Origin of the sequence: Streptomyces sp. NBC_01390 (assembly GCF_045040105.1) — a bacterium.
Lineage (GTDB): Bacteria > Actinomycetota > Actinomycetes > Streptomycetales > Streptomycetaceae > Streptomyces.
Genome location: NZ_CP109551.1, coordinates 9,873,280 through 9,888,558, shown reverse-complemented (window position 1 = coordinate 9,888,558; position 15,279 = coordinate 9,873,280). Strand labels below are relative to the sequence as shown.

General features: G+C 69.1%; 12 protein-coding genes. 9 read left to right on the top strand and 3 right to left on the bottom strand.

Annotation, left to right across the window (positions count from 1 at the left end):
• Window positions 1-50: 50 nt before the first annotated feature.
• Entirely contained in the window at window positions 51-2,435 is a 2,385-nt protein-coding gene (locus OG241_RS44265) for an MFS transporter (protein WP_405823978.1), read from the bottom strand.
• A 185-nt stretch (window positions 2,436-2,620) separates the two neighbouring features.
• Complete coding sequence (locus OG241_RS44260; protein WP_405823976.1) at window positions 2,621-3,064, bottom strand: SRPBCC family protein; 444 nt, start codon at window positions 3,062-3,064, stop codon at window positions 2,621-2,623.
• 171 nt (window positions 3,065-3,235) lie between these two features.
• On the opposite strand from OG241_RS44260, the gene OG241_RS44255 reads away from it, so the two are divergent.
• Window positions 3,236-4,273, top strand: coding sequence for an Rv2578c family radical SAM protein (locus OG241_RS44255; RefSeq protein WP_405823974.1), 1,038 nt, complete (start codon window positions 3,236-3,238; stop codon window positions 4,271-4,273).
• A 71-nt stretch (window positions 4,274-4,344) separates the two neighbouring features.
• On the top strand, window positions 4,345-4,872 hold the full coding sequence (locus OG241_RS44250) for a GNAT family N-acetyltransferase (RefSeq protein WP_405823973.1): 528 nt from the start codon (window positions 4,345-4,347) through the stop codon (window positions 4,870-4,872).
• A 13-nt stretch (window positions 4,873-4,885) separates the two neighbouring features.
• On the opposite strand, the gene OG241_RS44245 is transcribed toward OG241_RS44250, so the two are convergent.
• On the bottom strand, window positions 4,886-5,467 hold the full coding sequence (locus OG241_RS44245; protein ID WP_405823971.1) for an adenylosuccinate lyase: 582 nt from the start codon (window positions 5,465-5,467) through the stop codon (window positions 4,886-4,888).
• 362 nt (window positions 5,468-5,829) lie between these two features.
• Between OG241_RS44245 and OG241_RS44240 the strand changes: the two genes are divergently transcribed.
• The 7 genes from OG241_RS44240 (at window position 5,830) to OG241_RS44210 (ending at window position 15,236) form a co-directional block, all read left to right on the top strand.
• Complete coding sequence (locus OG241_RS44240) at window positions 5,830-7,635, top strand: 3-hydroxyacyl-CoA dehydrogenase family protein (protein WP_405823969.1); 1,806 nt, start codon at window positions 5,830-5,832, stop codon at window positions 7,633-7,635.
• Window positions 7,636-7,795: 160 nt separating this feature from the next.
• The gene (locus OG241_RS44235; protein WP_405826768.1) at window positions 7,796-8,608 is read left to right on the top strand and encodes a TetR/AcrR family transcriptional regulator; all 813 of its coding nucleotides are present in this window, start codon (window positions 7,796-7,798) and stop codon (window positions 8,606-8,608) included.
• 420 nt (window positions 8,609-9,028) lie between these two features.
• Window positions 9,029-10,372: a crotonyl-CoA carboxylase/reductase gene (ccrA, locus tag OG241_RS44230; protein ID WP_405823967.1), complete on the top strand. Its 1,344-nt coding sequence runs from the start codon at window positions 9,029-9,031 to the stop codon at window positions 10,370-10,372.
• A 9-nt stretch (window positions 10,373-10,381) separates the two neighbouring features.
• The gene (locus OG241_RS44225) at window positions 10,382-12,532 is read left to right on the top strand and encodes a protein meaA (RefSeq protein ID WP_405823965.1); all 2,151 of its coding nucleotides are present in this window, start codon (window positions 10,382-10,384) and stop codon (window positions 12,530-12,532) included.
• On the top strand, window positions 12,529-13,500 hold the full coding sequence (locus OG241_RS44220) for an HpcH/HpaI aldolase/citrate lyase family protein (RefSeq protein WP_405823963.1): 972 nt from the start codon (window positions 12,529-12,531) through the stop codon (window positions 13,498-13,500). Before OG241_RS44225 ends, OG241_RS44220 begins: the two co-directional genes overlap by 4 nt.
• 15 nt (window positions 13,501-13,515) lie before the next feature.
• Window positions 13,516-14,028, top strand: coding sequence for a MaoC family dehydratase (locus OG241_RS44215; protein WP_033279386.1), 513 nt, complete (start codon window positions 13,516-13,518; stop codon window positions 14,026-14,028).
• Between the two features lie 2 nt (window positions 14,029-14,030).
• A complete protein-coding gene (locus OG241_RS44210; protein ID WP_405823961.1) occupies window positions 14,031-15,236 on the top strand; it encodes an acyl-CoA dehydrogenase family protein in 1,206 nt (401 codons plus the stop codon).
• Window positions 15,237-15,279: the final 43 nt, after the last annotated feature.

Sequence of the window (15,279 nt, the reverse complement as noted above, 5' to 3'; positions counted from 1 at the left end):
CGGCCGAAGCGACCGGCCGCCCGGCCGGCGCCGGGGCCCGGACCTGCTGGTCAGTCGTCGTGTCCGAGCCGGAGGTCGCGTTCCGTACGGCCGCCGCCGGCCACCTGGAGGACGGTGGCGACCGGCGGGTAACCGGAGGCGAGGACCGTGTACTCACCGGAGGCCAGGTCGACGAACCGGAACGTTCCGTCGGCCGAGGTGGTGAGCGTGTCCACGACGGTGCCGGTCATGTCGAGCAGTGTCACGCGCGCGTCCTCGACGGGCCGTCCGCTTCCTGCCCGCACGGTTCCCTTCAGGACCGCGCCGCCGGCGAGTTCGACGTCCTGGCGGGTCTCCCGGGACGGCTTCACGGTGACGGGGAGCGCGGCCGGGCGGAACACGGGGGAGCCGACGGCGAGGGTGTACTCACCGGCCACCAGTTCGGTGATGACGTACCCGCCCTCGTGTCCGCTGCGGGTGGTCGCGACGACCTCGCCGTGCGCGTCGGTGAGCGTGACGGTGGCGTCCGGGACCGGATTGCCGTCCGCTGTCCGTACCCGGCCCGTCAGGTGCCCCGCGCCGCCCAGGACGAGGTCCAGTTCGACGGGTCGTTCCCCGACCGTCACGGAGACCGCCTGGGGCTGGTGACCGCCGGCCGCGGCGATCATGACGTACGTGCCCGAGCCGGGCGTGGACAGCGCGTACCGCCCGTCCTCGGCGCTCGCGCCCCGCCCGATCTGCGCCCCCGTGACGTCGATGAGTGTGAGCGCCGCGCGCGGGACGACGGTCCCGTCCGGGTGCCGCACCGTGCCGGACACCGGGGCTCCGGCGGTGTACGGCGCCCGGGTCTGCGGCATCGCCAGGGTGGCCGAGGTTCCCGCGGGGTCGAGGTCGGCGGAGGCGGTGGGGTGGGACACCAGCGGTTTCTCCTTCAGGAAGCAGGCGACGAGCAGGCCGAGGACCAGTACCGGCACGAGGTAGAGGAAGATGCGCGGCATGGCGTCGGCGTACGCCCTGATGTAGCTGTCGCGCAGCGCCGGGGGCAGCGTGTGGACGAGCTGCGGAGTGAGCGAGTCGGGGTCGGGGAGGCGGGCACCCGCGCGCGTGGGGAGGCTGTCGCGCAGGGACTCGGCGAGCCGGTTCGCGAAGAGGGTGCCGAAGACCGCGGCGCCGACGCTGCCGCCGATCTGCCGGAAGTAGTTGTTGGCGCTGGTCGCGGTGCCGAGGTCGGCGGGGCGCACGGAGTTCTGCACGGCCAGGACCAGGACCGGCATCGCCATGCCGATGCCGGCGCCGAGGACTGCCATCCACAGGCTGTACTGCAGCCGGGGCGTGTCCACTTCGAGGCGGGACAGCAGCCACATGCCGAGCGCCGCCAGGGCGCTGCCGAGGACCGGCCAGATCTTGTAGCGGCCGGTGTGGCTGATGAGCTGTCCGGAGACGATCGACGCGCCGACGATGCCGGCCATCATGGGCACCATCAGCAACCCGGACCCGGTGGCACTGACGCCGTCGACCATCTGGAGGAAGGTCGGCAGATAGCTGGCGGCTCCGAAGAGCGCCACCCCGATCACCAGGCCCACGAGACCGGTGACGTTGAAGACGGAGTCCCTGAACAGCCGCAGGGGGATGAGGGGTTCGGATGCGAAGTGTTCGGCGACGACGAAGAGCGCGCCGGCCACGACCGCTCCGGCACCGAGTCCAAGGATCTCGCGCGAGTCCCACGCGTACTCGGTGCCGCCCCAACTGGTCAGCAGCACCAGGCAGGTCGAGGCCGCGGCGAGCAGCAGGATCCCGAGGAGGTCGAGCCGGGCCCTGACGGTGGGCTTGGGCAGCTTCAGTACGACGGTGACGACGGCCAGCGTCAGCAGCCCGAACGGCACGTTGAACCAGAAGCACCAGCGCCAGGAAAGGTGGTCGGTGAAGTAGCCGCCCAGCAGGGGCCCGGCGACCGAGGCGAGGCCGAACGCGGCGCCGATCAGGCCCATGAAGCGCCCGCGTGCGCGCGGCGGCACGATGTCCGCGATGATCGCCTGCACGCCGATCATCAACCCGCCCGCGCCGGCGCCCTGGAGGGCGCGGAAGGCGATGAGCTGGTCCATGGTCTGCGACCGGCCGGCCAGCGCCGAGCCGACGACGAAGACGACGATCGCGAACTGGAAGACGCCCTTGCGGCCGAGCAGATCACCGAGTTTGCCGTAGACGGGCAGTCCGACGGTGGCGGTGAGCAGATACGCGGTGATCGCCCAGGACATCCTGTCCAGACCGTGCAACTCGCCGACGATCTTCGGGAGCGCGGTCGCGACGATCATCTGCTCCAGGGCGGCGAGCAGCAGGGCGAGCATGAGCCCGAAGAACACCAACCGGATCTGACGCGGTCCGAGTTGTGGAGGTTCGGGTGGGGGTGCGGCGTATGCGGTGGTCGGTTCGTCCTGCACCAGAGTGATCCCGCCCACGTACCGCTCCCCTCGTCGCACCTACCGCACAATTCCCGCTTTGGGCGACAACTGTGAGCAAGCGCGACGAGTTACGGCGTTCCGGTGCACGGGGCGGAGATCCACTCGAACCGGTGAGATGTACGGGGCGGCGGTCAATGCCCCTCGGGAGGTCGCCTCTTGGGCTGTTCCCTTCTTGCTGTGCCCTACTTCTCCACCTCGGTGGCGAGCTTCTCGAGGAGGCCGTCGTAGATGCGGGCGAGGCCCTTGGGGGCGAAGGTCCGCTCGAAGAAGCCGCCGATGCCGGTGGCTCCGGTCCAGACGCTGGTGACGACGACCCTCGACGTGCCCTCGCCGGCGGGGGTGACGCGCCAGGTGGTGACCATTGAGGAGTTGCGGTCCTTCTCGACGAGCTCGCCGTCGGTGGGCTCACTGACCTCCAGGAGGCAGTCCCGGACGCGCTTGCTGGTGGCCTGGAGCTTCCAGTGGACGAGGGTGCCCTCGCCGTCGCCGCCCTCGCGCACCTCGTACTCGCTGAACTGCTCCGGCATCACCTTCGAGCGCGTGCCGCTGTAGTCGGCGAGGGCATCGAACACCGTCTCCGCGTCCGCCGCGACGATGCGCTCCGTGGTGGCCTCGACCTGCGCCATTGCGTTCCTCCAGCAGCTGGTTCTTCGGGGGTTCGCGCTCACCCAACCACCCTGCCGCCCGGCCACCCAAATCGGGGTGCCCTCAAGGACCTTCACGACACTCGAACATACGATCGCACGATCAAGGGAACATGTGTTCTATTCTGGGGCCAGTGCTACCGAGGAGGTGTCATGCGCTGGGAAAACCTCACAGTGGAGTCCGACTCCGGCCCGGCCGACGCCGCGCTGTTCGGCGCGGACGCGGTCACCACCCGTACCTTCGACTCCCCGGAGTTCCGCGGGATCACCTTCCACGAGATCCGGGCCCGTTCGATCATCAACCGGGTGCCGGGGGCCTCACGCATGCCGTTCGAATGGACGGTGAACCCTTATCGGGGCTGCACGCACGCGTGTGTCTACTGTTTCGCGCGCAGGACGCACAGCTATCTGGACCTCGACACCGGTCTCGGCTTCGACTCCCAGATCGTCGTCAAGGTGAACGCGCCCGAACTGCTGCGCCGCCAGCTCGGCTCGCGCCGCTGGCTCGGCGAGCACATCGCCATGGGCACCAACGTCGACTGCTACCAGCGCGCGGAGGGCCGCTACCGGCTGATGCCGGGCATCCTCACCACCCTGCGCGACCACGCGAACCCCTTCTCGATCCTGACGAAGGGCACCCTGATCCTGCGCGACCTCGACCTCCTGGTGCAGGCCTCCCAGGTCACGGACGTCGGCGTCTCCGTCTCCGTCGGCTTCACCGACCCCGACCTGTGGCGCACGGTGGAACCGGGCACCCCCGCTCCGGAACGGCGCCTGGACGTCGTACGGACCCTGGCCGAGCACGGCATCGGCTGCGGGGTGCTGATGGCGCCGGTGCTGCCCTTCCTCAGCGACCACCCGGACCGGCTGCGGGCCACCGTGCGGGCGATCGCCGCCTCCGGGGCGACCTCCGTGACCCCGCTGGTGCTGCATCTGCGCCCCGGTGCCCGCGAGTGGTACATGGCCTGGCTGGGCCATCACCACCCCCACCTGGTGCGCCGGTACGAGCGGCTGTACGCGGAGGGCGCCTACGCGCCCAAGTGGTACCAGCGCCGGATCACCCGCCAGGTCCACGAACTGGCCCAGGAGTACGGAATCGGGCCCAGCGGCGGGGGAATGCCGCGACGGATCACCGAGCCCGTGGAGAACGACGCCGCCGCACCCGACCCGGTCCAGCTGACCCTCCTCTGAGAACGGGAGGACTGGACGACAAGAGAACAATCGGGAAGCCTCCGTACATGCGCTCCGCCTAGGGTGCCGTCATGAACGCCCCGATCCTCGTCCGCGAGATGACCATCGACGACTGCGACCGTGTCTCCGAAATCCGTATCCGGGGCTGGCAGCACGCCTACAAGGGCCTGATGCCGCAGACGTATCTCGACGCCCTGAGCGTGCCGGAGGACGCCGAGCGCCGGCGTACGTTCTTCGTGCGGGCCGGTTCTGAGGTCGTCAACCTGGTCGCGGAACAGTCCGGCACGGTGATCGGCTGGGCCTGTCACGGGCCCTACCGGGACGGCGAGTTCCGCACGGAGGACGCCGAGTTGTACGCGATCTACGTGGCCGTCGAGCGGTTCGGCGCCGGGGTCGGCCACGCGCTGCTGGGCGAGGCGATACGCCGGTGCGCCGATGCCGGGCACCGGCGCCTGTTCCTGTGGGTCGTCGAGGGCAACGACCACGCGCGGCGGTTCTACGAGCGGGCGGGGTTCACTGCCGACGGCGCCGAGGAGCCCTTCGAGGTGGACGGGGTCGCCGTACCGGAGGTGCGGTACGTGCGGGAACTCGCCGGGTGACAGGTTCCCCGGTTCACCTCTGCTTCGGAATGCGCGCCAGGGCGTGCACCGCCGCCTCGGCGAGGGCGGGGTGCGCGAGAGCCTTGTTCAGGACCGGCGCCGCCCGCCGGTCCCCCAGCGTGCCCAGCGCCTCCACACAGGCGAGCGCCACCCGCCGGTAGGGGTCGTGGGGTGTCAGGCGGCGGGTCAGCGTGGTGATCAGCGCCGGCACCGACTCGGGGGCGCGCAGCTCGCCCAGCAGCCGGACCGGGTGCAGGGCGTAGGCGACGCGCAGTTCGTTGGTCGCGAGGGCGGCTGCCGCACGGGCCGTGCGCGGATCACCGAGGCGGGCCAGCGCGTACGCGGCGGAGGCGCAGCGCTGTGGGTCACGGTGGTTGAGGAGCAGGACGAGGGCCTCGAAGGCTCGCCGGTCCCCCGCGAGTCCCAGCCTGAACGCGGCCAACTCCCTGGCCCACAGGGGCTGTCCGGGGGCGGTGAGGACATCGGCCAGTTCGTCGGGGTCTTCGGTCGCCACGAGGCGTTCGTACGTCTCCGAGGTGCCCGCCCCGACCTCGGCCCGTAAACGCTCCGTGAGCGATCGCAACTCTTCGTCCATGAGCCGAGATTAGGTGCGGGAGCGGGAGCGCGTGGGCAGGATCCCGGGACGTACATCACAAAACCGGGGGCTGGCGCGCTCGTTACCCACCGGTTAAGCTCAGACGAGCGAGTTACCCACTCGCCTGTAGTACTTGCTGACGACGGCCTGGTGACGCAGCCGTCGTGAGTGCTGGTCGGTTCGGTACCTCGTGTACCGCAGTACGACCCCGGCTCGGGACAGGGCCGGTCGGATCCACCGTTCCCCGGGCGTGTGCGCTCGCAGTCCGGCAACACCCGCACTCCTTCTCGCACCCGGTGCGCCGTTCTCGGCGAACCCGTAGGTGCTCCCAGTCGTCACCACCTCATTTCTGGAGTCCCGCGATGGCCACTCCCCTGTCCCACACCTCTCCGTCGCCGCTCAGGACCGTCGCCGTGGTCGGCCTCGGCACAATGGGCACCGGCATCACCGAGGTCCTCACCCGCGCCGGCCGCGAGGTCGTCGGCATCGACATCAGCGAGGCCACGGCCGCGACGTCCGTCGCCGCCCTGGAGGCATCGACCGCCCGTGCCGTGGTGCGCGGCCGGCTCACCGAACAGGAGCGCGAGGACGTCCTCGCCCGCTTCCGCACCTCCACCGACCTGCGCGAGGCGGCCGACGCCGACCTGGTCATCGAGGTGGCGCCGGAGTCGTACGAGATCAAGCACCAGATCTTCCGCGCCCTCGACGACATCGTGCGCCCGGAGACGATCCTCGCGACCGGCACCAACGCCCTCTCCGTGACCCGCCTCGCCGCCGACTCGGCGCGTCCCGAGCGCGTCCTCGGCCTGCACTTCTTCAACCCGGCCCCCGCGATGAAGCTGGTCGAGATCGTCTCGTCGGTGCTGACCGCGCCGCAGGCCGTCGCCGCGGTCACCGATCTGGCGATCGAGCTGGGCAAGGAGCCCGTCGCGGTCGGCGACCGCCCCGGATTCGTCGCCGACGGACTGCTGTTCGGCTACCTCAACCAGGCAGCCGCGATGTACGAGGCGAAGTACGCCTCCCGGGAGGACATCGACGCGGCGATGCGGCTCGGCTGCGGTCTGCCCATGGGCCCGCTCGCCCTGCTCGACCTGATCGGCATCGACACGGCCCGTACGGTCCTGGAGGCCATGTACGCCGAGTCCCACGACCGGCTGCACGCCCCGGCGCCCGTCCTGGGTCAGCTGAGCGAGGCGGGCCTGACCGGCAGGAAGGCGGGGCGCGGCTTCTACTCGTACGAGGCGCCCGGCAGCGCGACGGTCGTGGCGGACGCGCTGACCCCGCTGACCGACCTTCCCGAGACCCCCGGCCGCGCCGTCCGCGCCGTCGGTGTCGCCGGCTCCGGCACGATGGCCTCCGGTATCGCCGAGGTCTTCGCCAAGGCCGGGTACGAGGTGGTCCTCGCCGCCCGCAGCGAGGAGAAGGCGCAGACGGCCAAGGCCAGGATCGGCAAGTCGCTGGCCCGCTCCGTCGACAAGGGCCGTCTGACCGCGGAGGCCGCCGCGCAGACCCTCGACCGGATCACCGCCGCGGGCTCGTACGACGCCTTCGCGGACGTCGATCTGGCCGTCGAGGCAGTCGCCGAGGACCTGGAGGTCAAGCAGCAGTTGTTCGCGACGCTCGACAAGGTCTGCAAGCCGGGCGCGGTGCTGGCCACGACCACCTCCTCGCTGCCCGTCGTCGCGTGCGCCCGCGCCACCTCGCGTCCCGAGGACGTGATCGGCATGCACTTCTTCAACCCGGCGCCGGCGATGAAGCTGGTCGAGGTCGTCCGTACGGTGCTGACCGCCGACGACGTCCACTCGACGGTCCGCGAGGTCTGCGTCAGGATCAAGAAGCATGCGGTGGACTGCGGCGACCGGGCCGGATTCATCGTCAACGCGTTGCTCTTCCCGTATCTCAACAACGCGATCAAGATGGTGCAGGAGCACTACGCGTCCCTCGACGACATCGACGCGGCGATGAAGCTGGGCGGCGGCTACCCGATGGGCCCGTTCGAACTGCTGGACGTGGTCGGGCTGGACGTCTCCCTGGCCATCGAGAAGGTCCTGCACCGCGAGTTCCGTGACCCGGGCCTGGCCCCCGCGCCGCTCCTGGAGCACCTGGTGGCCGCGGGCTGCCTCGGCCGCAAGACGGGCCGCGGCTTCCGCGAATATGCCCGCCGCTGACGGGGCCGGCGACCGGTCCGGCCCCGGCCTCGGACCCGCCCTCGGACAGGAGAACGACTGGGGCGGGCTGCTCGGCCCGGCCTCGACACCCCCGCCCGCCCGGGGCGGGGGTGATCCCGGGCGGGCGCGGCACCCCGTGCACATGCAGTACGTTCGGGTCATGTCCCAGCCCGCCAGGTCCTCCCGTACCCCAGCCACGCCCGACGCGCCGGAGAGCGCCGCGGGCGGTCGCGCCGCCGCCCAGCGGCTCAAGATGCGCCGCGAACTGGCGGCCGCGGCGATGGAGCTGTTCTCGACCAAGGGCTACGAGGGCACCACCGTCGACGAGATCGCGGCCCGGGCCGGCGTGGCCCGCCGCACCTTCTTCCGGCACTTCCGTTCCAAGGAAGAGGCGATCTTCCCGGACCACGACGACACGTTGATCCGGGCGGAGGCGGTGCTCAACGCGGCGCCGGCGCACGAGCATCCGCTCGACACCGTGTGCCGCGGCATCAAGGAAGTCATGAAGATGTATGCGGCGCGGCCGGAGATCTCCGTCGCCCGCTACAAGCTGACGCGCGAGGTCCCCACCCTGCGGGAGGCGGAGATCGCGTCGGTCGCCCGCTACGAACGCCTCTTCACCCGCTATCTCCTGGGCCACTTCGACGAGCACGCCCACGACGACGACGCGAACGACGACCCGCTGCTGGCGGAGGTCGCCGCGTCCGCCGTGGTCACCGCCCACAACCACGTCCTGCGGCGCTGGCTGCGGGCGGGCGGCCAGGGCGATGTCGAGGCACAGCTCGACCACGCCTTCGGGATCGTGCAGAAGACCTTCGGCACGGGCATCGGCGTCGGACGTGAGACCGCGCCCCGGTCGGTGCCGGCCTCGGTGACCTCGCAGGGGGAGGTACTGGTGGCGGTCGCGCGGACGGACGCGCCGCTCGACGAGGTGATGCGCACCATCGAGCAGGCGCTGAAGGACCGGTCGTAACGGTCGTAGAGAACCTCGGAAACGGCGGGTCGCAGCCACTGCGGCCCGCCTTTTCTGTTCCCTTCTGGACCCGCCCCCGCCCTACTCTCCAGTAGCTTTTGATCGATCATCGCTCATTTGTTACGTAAAGATTTCATTTGAGGTCAGTTTCTGGCACCCAGTGCCTTGTCACCTGACACGGGGTGCCATACCTTGAAGGTGTCCGGGCGGCCGGCGTGCAGAGACCATTCGTACGTCGACTGTCCCCGCAAACCACGTGTCTGCGCGCCCGGACGCCTGCGTCACAGGCAACCTCCCGCGCCACCACGCGCTGCCGAAAGCACCACCCGCCGAACCGACGGCACGTCTCACCAACCCTCAGCAGCACCGACGTAACCCTCAGCGTCTTCCCTCAGGACGCCATTCGCCGGAGGCAATACCGTGACCGTTAAGGACATCCTGGACGCGATCCAGTCGCCGGAGTCGACTCCGGCGGACTTCGCCGCTCTCCCCCTCCCCGAGTCGTACCGTGCGATCACCGTGCACAAGGACGAGACGGACATGTTCGCGGGCCTCGAAACCCGCGACAAGGACCCCCGTAAGTCGATCCACCTGGACGACGTCCCGGTGCCGGAGCTCGGCCCGGGCGAGGCCCTGGTGGCCGTCATGGCATCGAGTGTCAACTACAACTCGGTCTGGACGTCGATCTTCGAGCCGATGTCGACGTTCGGCTTCCTGGAGCGCTACGGCAGGCTCAGCGAGCTCACCAAGCGCCACGACCTGCCGTACCACGTCATCGGCTCCGACCTCGCGGGCGTCGTCCTGCGCACCGGCCCCGGCGTCAACTCCTGGAAGCCCGGCGACGAGGTCGTCGCGCACTGCCTGAGCGTCGAGCTGGAGTCCAGCGACGGACACAACGACACGATGCTCGACCCCGAGCAGCGCATCTGGGGCTTCGAGACGAACTTCGGCGGGCTGGCGGAGATCGCGCTGGTCAAGTCCAACCAGCTGATGCCGAAGCCGGACCACCTCAGCTGGGAGGAGGCGGCGGCCCCGGGCCTCGTCAACTCCACCGCGTACCGCCAGCTGGTCTCCCGCAACGGCGCCGGCATGAAGCAGGGCGACAACGTCCTCATCTGGGGCGCGAGCGGCGGGCTCGGCAGCTACGCCACACAGTTCGCGCTGGCCGGCGGCGCCAACCCCATCTGTGTCGTCTCCAGCGAGCAGAAGGCGGACATCTGCCGGGCGATGGGCGCCGAGGCGATCATCGACCGCAACGCCGAGGGCTACAAGTTCTGGGCCGACGAGCACAACCAGGACCCGCGCGAGTGGAAGCGGTTCGGCAAGCGCATCCGTGAGCTGACCGGCGGCGAGGACGTCGACATCGTCTTCGAGCACCCCGGCCGCGAGACCTTCGGCGCGTCCGTCTACGTCACCCGCAAGGGCGGCACGATCGTCACCTGCGCCTCCACCTCCGGGTTCAACCACGAGTACGACAACCGGTACCTGTGGATGTCCCTCAAGCGGATCATCGGCTCGCACTTCGCCAACTACCGCGAGGCCTGGGAGGCCAACCGGCTGGTCGCCAAGGGCAAGATCCACCCGACGCTCTCCAAGGTGTACTCCCTGGAGGAGACCGGGCAGGCCGCCTACGACGTCCACCGCAACCTCCACCAGGGCAAGGTGGGCGTCCTGTGTCTGGCCCCCGAGGAAGGCCTCGGTGTGCGCGACGCGGAGAAGCGCGCCCAGCACATCGACGCCATCAACCGCTTCCGGAACGTCTGAGAGGCCTGGATGAGCGAGCGTCAGACCGCGCCTGCGGCGCAGGACGCGCCGGTGTCGAAAGAGACGAAGACAAGGGAGCGCAGCGACCGCGGGCTGAGGAACGTCGACACCGGCACAGAGCGTCCTGCGCCGCAGGCGCAAAAAGAAAGGGACCGGCCGTGGCTCATGCGCACGTACGCCGGTCACTCCACGGCCGAGGCGTCCAACGAGCTGTACCGGCGCAACCTCGCCAAGGGCCAGACAGGTCTGTCGGTCGCCTTCGACCTGCCGACCCAGACCGGGTACGACCCCGACCACATCCTCGCCCGCGGCGAGGTCGGCCGGGTCGGCGTGCCGGTCTCGCACCTCGGTGACATGCGCCGGCTGTTCCAGGACATCCCCCTGGACCAGATGAACACCTCTATGACGATCAACGCCACCGCCATGTGGCTGCTGGCGCTCTACCAGGTCGTCGCCGAGGAGCAGGGCGTGGACATCACCACGCTCCAGGGGACGACCCAGAACGACATCGTCAAGGAGTACCTGTCCCGGGGCACGCATGTGTTCCCCCCGGGACCCTCGCTCCGGCTGACGACCGACATGATCTGCTACACGGTCAACCGCATCCCCAAGTGGAACCCGATCAACATCTGCAGCTACCACCTCCAGGAGGCGGGGGCGACCCCGGTCCAGGAGATCTCGTACGCCATGTCGACAGCCATCGCGGTGCTCGACGCCGTACGGGACTCGGGGCAGGTGCCCGCCGAGAAGTTCGGTGACGTCGTCGCCCGTATCTCCTTCTTCGTGAACGCGGGCGTCCGGTTCGTCGAGGAGATGTGCAAGATGCGGGCGTTCGGCCGGATCTGGGACCAGATCACGCGCGAGCGGTACGGCATCGAGGACCCCAAGCAGCGACGCTTCCGGTACGGCGTGCAGGTCAACTCCCTCGGGCTGACCGAGGCGCAGCCGGAGAACAACATCCAGCGGATCGTGCTGGAGATGCTGGCGGTGACGCTGTCGAAGGACGCACGCGCGCGTGCCGTCCAGCTCCCGGCGTGGAACGAGGCGCTGGGGCTGCCCCGGCCCTGGGACCAGCAGTGGTCGCTGCGGATGCAGCAGGTGCTCGCCTACGAGAGCGATCTGCTGGAGTACGAGGACATCTTCGCCGGGTCGCACGTCGTCGAGGCGAAGGTTGCCGAGCTGGTCGAGGAGTCGCTCACCGAGATCGCCCGTATCGAGGAGATGGGCGGCGCGATGGCCGCCGTCGAGTCGGGCTATCTGAAGTCGAACCTCGTCGCCTCGCACGCCGAGCGGCGGGCCCGTATCGAGTCCGGTCAAGAGAAGATCGTGGGCGTCAACATCTTCGAGTCGACCGAGCCGAACCCGCTCACGGCGGACCTCGACGCGGCGATCCTGACCGTCGACCCGGCCGTCGAGGCCCGAGTGACCTCGGCGCTCCAGGGCTGGCGCGACACGCGGTACCAGCCGCCGTTCAACCACCCGCGTCCCTGCAAGGCGCTGGAGCGGCTGAAGGAGGCCGCCAAGGGCACCGACAACCTCATGGAGGCCACCCTGGAGTGCGCCCGCGCCGGGGTCACGACCGGCGAGTGGGCCGGGGCCCTGCGCGAGGTGTTCGGGGAGTTCCGGGCGCCGACCGGTGTCTCGTCCGCGCCGGTCGCGGTGACCGCCCAGGAGGGCACCGGGCTGGCACTGGTCCGCCGCAAGGTGGAGATCACGGCGCGCGAGATGGGCGTCGGCAAGCTCCGTTTCCTGGTGGGCAAGCCAGGTTTGGACGGGCACTCCAACGGGGCCGAGCAGATCGCCGTGCGGGCCCGTGACGCCGGGTTCGAGGTGGTCTACCAGGGCATCCGGCTCACCCCGGAGCAGATCGTGGACGCGGCGATCGCCGAGGACGTGCACGGCGTCGGGCTGTCCATCCTGTCCGGCTCGCACGCCCAGCTGGTGCCGGACGTGCTCGAACGGCTGCGTGTGGCCGGTGCCACAGACATCCCTGTCATCGCCGGTGGGATCATCCCCAATGGTGACGCCGAACAGCTCAGGGCTGCGGGCGTGGCCGCGGTCTTCACCCCGAAGGACTTCGACATCACCGGAATCATCGGCCGCATCGTCGACGAGATCCGGAAAGCGAACAAGCTCGACCCCCTGGAGGTCCCCGCATGACCACGCCCGCCCCCGTGAACCGGCTCCGTCCGCGACGCTCCTGTCTCGCGGTCCCCGGGAGCAACCCCCGTTTCCTGGAGAAGGCCCAGGGCCTGCCGGCCGACCAGGTCTTCCTGGACCTGGAGGACGCGTGCGCCCCGCTCGCCAAGCCCGAGGCGCGGCACACCATCGTCAAGTTCCTCAACGAGGGCGACTGGACGGGCAAGACGAGGGTCGTGCGGGTCAACGACTGGACGACCGAGTGGACGTACCGCGATGTCGTGACGGTGGTCGAGGGCGCGGGCCAGAACCTCGACTGCATCATGCTGCCGAAGGTGCAGACCGCCCAGCAGGTCGTCGCGCTGGACCTGCTGCTCACGCAGATCGAGAAGACGATGGGCTTCGAGGTCGGCAAGATCGGCATCGAGGCGCAGATCGAGAACGCCCAGGGCCTCAACAACGTCAACGAGATCGCCACGGCGTCCCAGCGCGTCGAGACGATCATCTTCGGCCCGGCCGACTTCATGGCGTCGATCAACATGAAGTCGCTGGTGGTGGGTGAGCAGCCGCCCGGCTACCCGGCGGACGCCTACCACTACATCCTGATGAAGATCCTGATGGCCGCCCGCGCCAACAACCTCCAGGCGATCGACGGCCCCTACCTGCAGATCCGCAACGTGGACGGCTACCGCGAGGTCGCCCAGCGCGCCGCCGCCCTCGGTTTCGACGGCAAGTGGGTGCTGCACCCGGGCCAGGTCGAGGCGTCCAACGAGATCTTCTCCCCCTCGCAGGAGGACTTCGACCACGCCGAGCTGATCCTGGACGCGTACGACTACTACACGTCCGAGGCGGGCGGCAAGAAGGGCTCCGCGATGATCGGCGACGAGATGATCGACGAGGCCAGCCGCAAGATGGCCCTGGTCATCTCGGGCAAGGGCCGGGCGGCCGGCCTGCAGCGCACCTCCAAGTTCGAAGCCCCCGCCGGTTAAGGAGCCCTGAGCACCATGCAGTTCGGACGCACCTACGAGGAGTTCGAGGTCGGGGCTGTCTACAAGCACTGGCCCGGGAAGACGGTCACGGAGTACGACGACCACCTCTTCTGTCTTCTGACGATGAACCACCACCCGCTCCACATGGACGCCAACTACGCCGAGAACACGACGGACTTCGGCAAGAACGTCGTGGTCGGCAACTACATCTACTCGCTCCTGCTGGGCATGTCCGTGCCGGACGTGTCGGGCAAGGCGATCGCGAACCTGGAGGTCGAGTCGCTGAAGCACGTGGCGCCGACCTTCCACGGCGACACGATCTACGGCGAGACGACGGTCCTCGACAAGACGCCCTCCCGGTCGAAGAACGACCGCGGGATCGTCTACGTGGAGACCAAGGGCTACAAGCAGGACGGCACGCTGGTCTGCGTGTTCCGCCGCAAGGTGATGGTGCCGACCGAGACGTACATCAAGGAGCGCGGCGGCGAACAGCCCGGCCGGCCCCAGCTCAAGGAGCAGGAGAAGTAACCATGGCGCGACTCGCCCAGACCGCCGGTCTGACCGACATCCAGCAGGAGATCCTGTCCACGGTCCGGGACTTCGTGGACAAGGAGATCATCCCGGTCGCGACCGAGCTGGAGCACCGCGACGAGTATCCGCAGGCGATCGTCGACGGTCTCAAGGAGTTGGGCCTGTTCGGCCTGATGATCCCCGAGGAGTACGGCGGGCTGGGCGAGTCGCTCCTGACGTACGCGCTCTGCGTCGAGGAGATCGCGCGCGGCTGGATGTCGGTCTCCGGGATCATCAACACGCACTTCATCGTGGCGTACATGCTCAAGCAGCACGGCACGCAGGAGCAGAAGGACCACTTCCTGCCGAGGATGGCGGCGGGCGACGTCCGGGGCGCCTTCTCGATGTCGGAGCCGGGACTGGGCTCGGACGTGTCGGCCATCACCTCGAAGGCGGTGCGGGACGGCGACGAGTACGTCCTGGGCGGCCAGAAGATGTGGCTGACGAACGGCGGGACGTCCAATCTGGTCGCCGTACTCGTCCGGAGTGACGAAGGACATCCCGAGGGGACCGCGCCCCACAAGTCGATGACCACCTTCCTGGTCGAGAAGGAGGCGGGCTTCGGGGAGGTCCGGCCCGGACTCACCATCCCGGGCAAGATCGACAAGATGGGTTACAAGGGTGTCGATACCACCGAACTCATCATGGACGGACTGCGGATTCCGGCCAATCGTGTTCTCGGTGGCACCACCGGCCGAGGTTTTTACCAAATGATGGACGGCGTCGAGGTGGGACGGGTCAATGTGGCGGCACGTGGCTGCGGTGTCGCTCAGCGTGCCTTCGAGCTCGGTGTCCAGTACGCCCAGCAACGCCACACTTTCGGCAAGGCGATCGCCCAGCACCAGGCGATCCAGTTCAAGCTGGCCGAGATGGCTACCAAGGTCGAGGCCGCCCATGCGATGATGGTGAACGCGGCACGCAAAAAGGACTCCGGGGAGCGAAACGACCTTGAGGCAGGGATGGCGAAGTACCTCGCCTCCGAGTACTGCAAGGAGGTCGTGGAGGACGCCTTCCGGATCCACGGCGGCTACGGCTTCTCCAAGGAGTACGAGATCGAGCGCCTCTACCGCGAGGCTCCGATGCTGCTGATCGGCGAAGGTACCGCCGAGATCCAGAAAATGATCATCGGGCGCAGGTTGCTCGAAGAGTACAAATTCCAGGGCTGATTGTCCGCTTCGGGGTGTTTTCTTCGAGTTGAAGGTCACACCC

Coding starts and splice junctions, on each gene's coding strand:
- OG241_RS44260 (WP_405823976.1), bottom strand. CDS start 3,064: ATGGCGCAGGTCGAGGCCACCACGGAGCGCATCGTCGCGGCGGACGCG.
- OG241_RS44255 (WP_405823974.1), top strand. CDS start 3,236: ATGCGCTGGGAAAACCTCACAGTGGAGTCCGACTCCGGCCCGGCCGAC.
- OG241_RS44250 (WP_405823973.1), top strand. CDS start 4,345: ATGAACGCCCCGATCCTCGTCCGCGAGATGACCATCGACGACTGCGAC.
- OG241_RS44245 (WP_405823971.1), bottom strand. CDS start 5,467: ATGGACGAAGAGTTGCGATCGCTCACGGAGCGTTTACGGGCCGAGGTC.
- OG241_RS44240 (WP_405823969.1), top strand. CDS start 5,830: ATGGCCACTCCCCTGTCCCACACCTCTCCGTCGCCGCTCAGGACCGTC.
- OG241_RS44235 (WP_405826768.1), top strand. CDS start 7,796: ATGTCCCAGCCCGCCAGGTCCTCCCGTACCCCAGCCACGCCCGACGCG.
- OG241_RS44225 (WP_405823965.1), top strand. CDS start 10,382: ATGAGCGAGCGTCAGACCGCGCCTGCGGCGCAGGACGCGCCGGTGTCG.
- OG241_RS44220 (WP_405823963.1), top strand. CDS start 12,529: ATGACCACGCCCGCCCCCGTGAACCGGCTCCGTCCGCGACGCTCCTGT.
- OG241_RS44215 (WP_033279386.1), top strand. CDS start 13,516: ATGCAGTTCGGACGCACCTACGAGGAGTTCGAGGTCGGGGCTGTCTAC.
- OG241_RS44210 (WP_405823961.1), top strand. CDS start 14,031: ATGGCGCGACTCGCCCAGACCGCCGGTCTGACCGACATCCAGCAGGAG.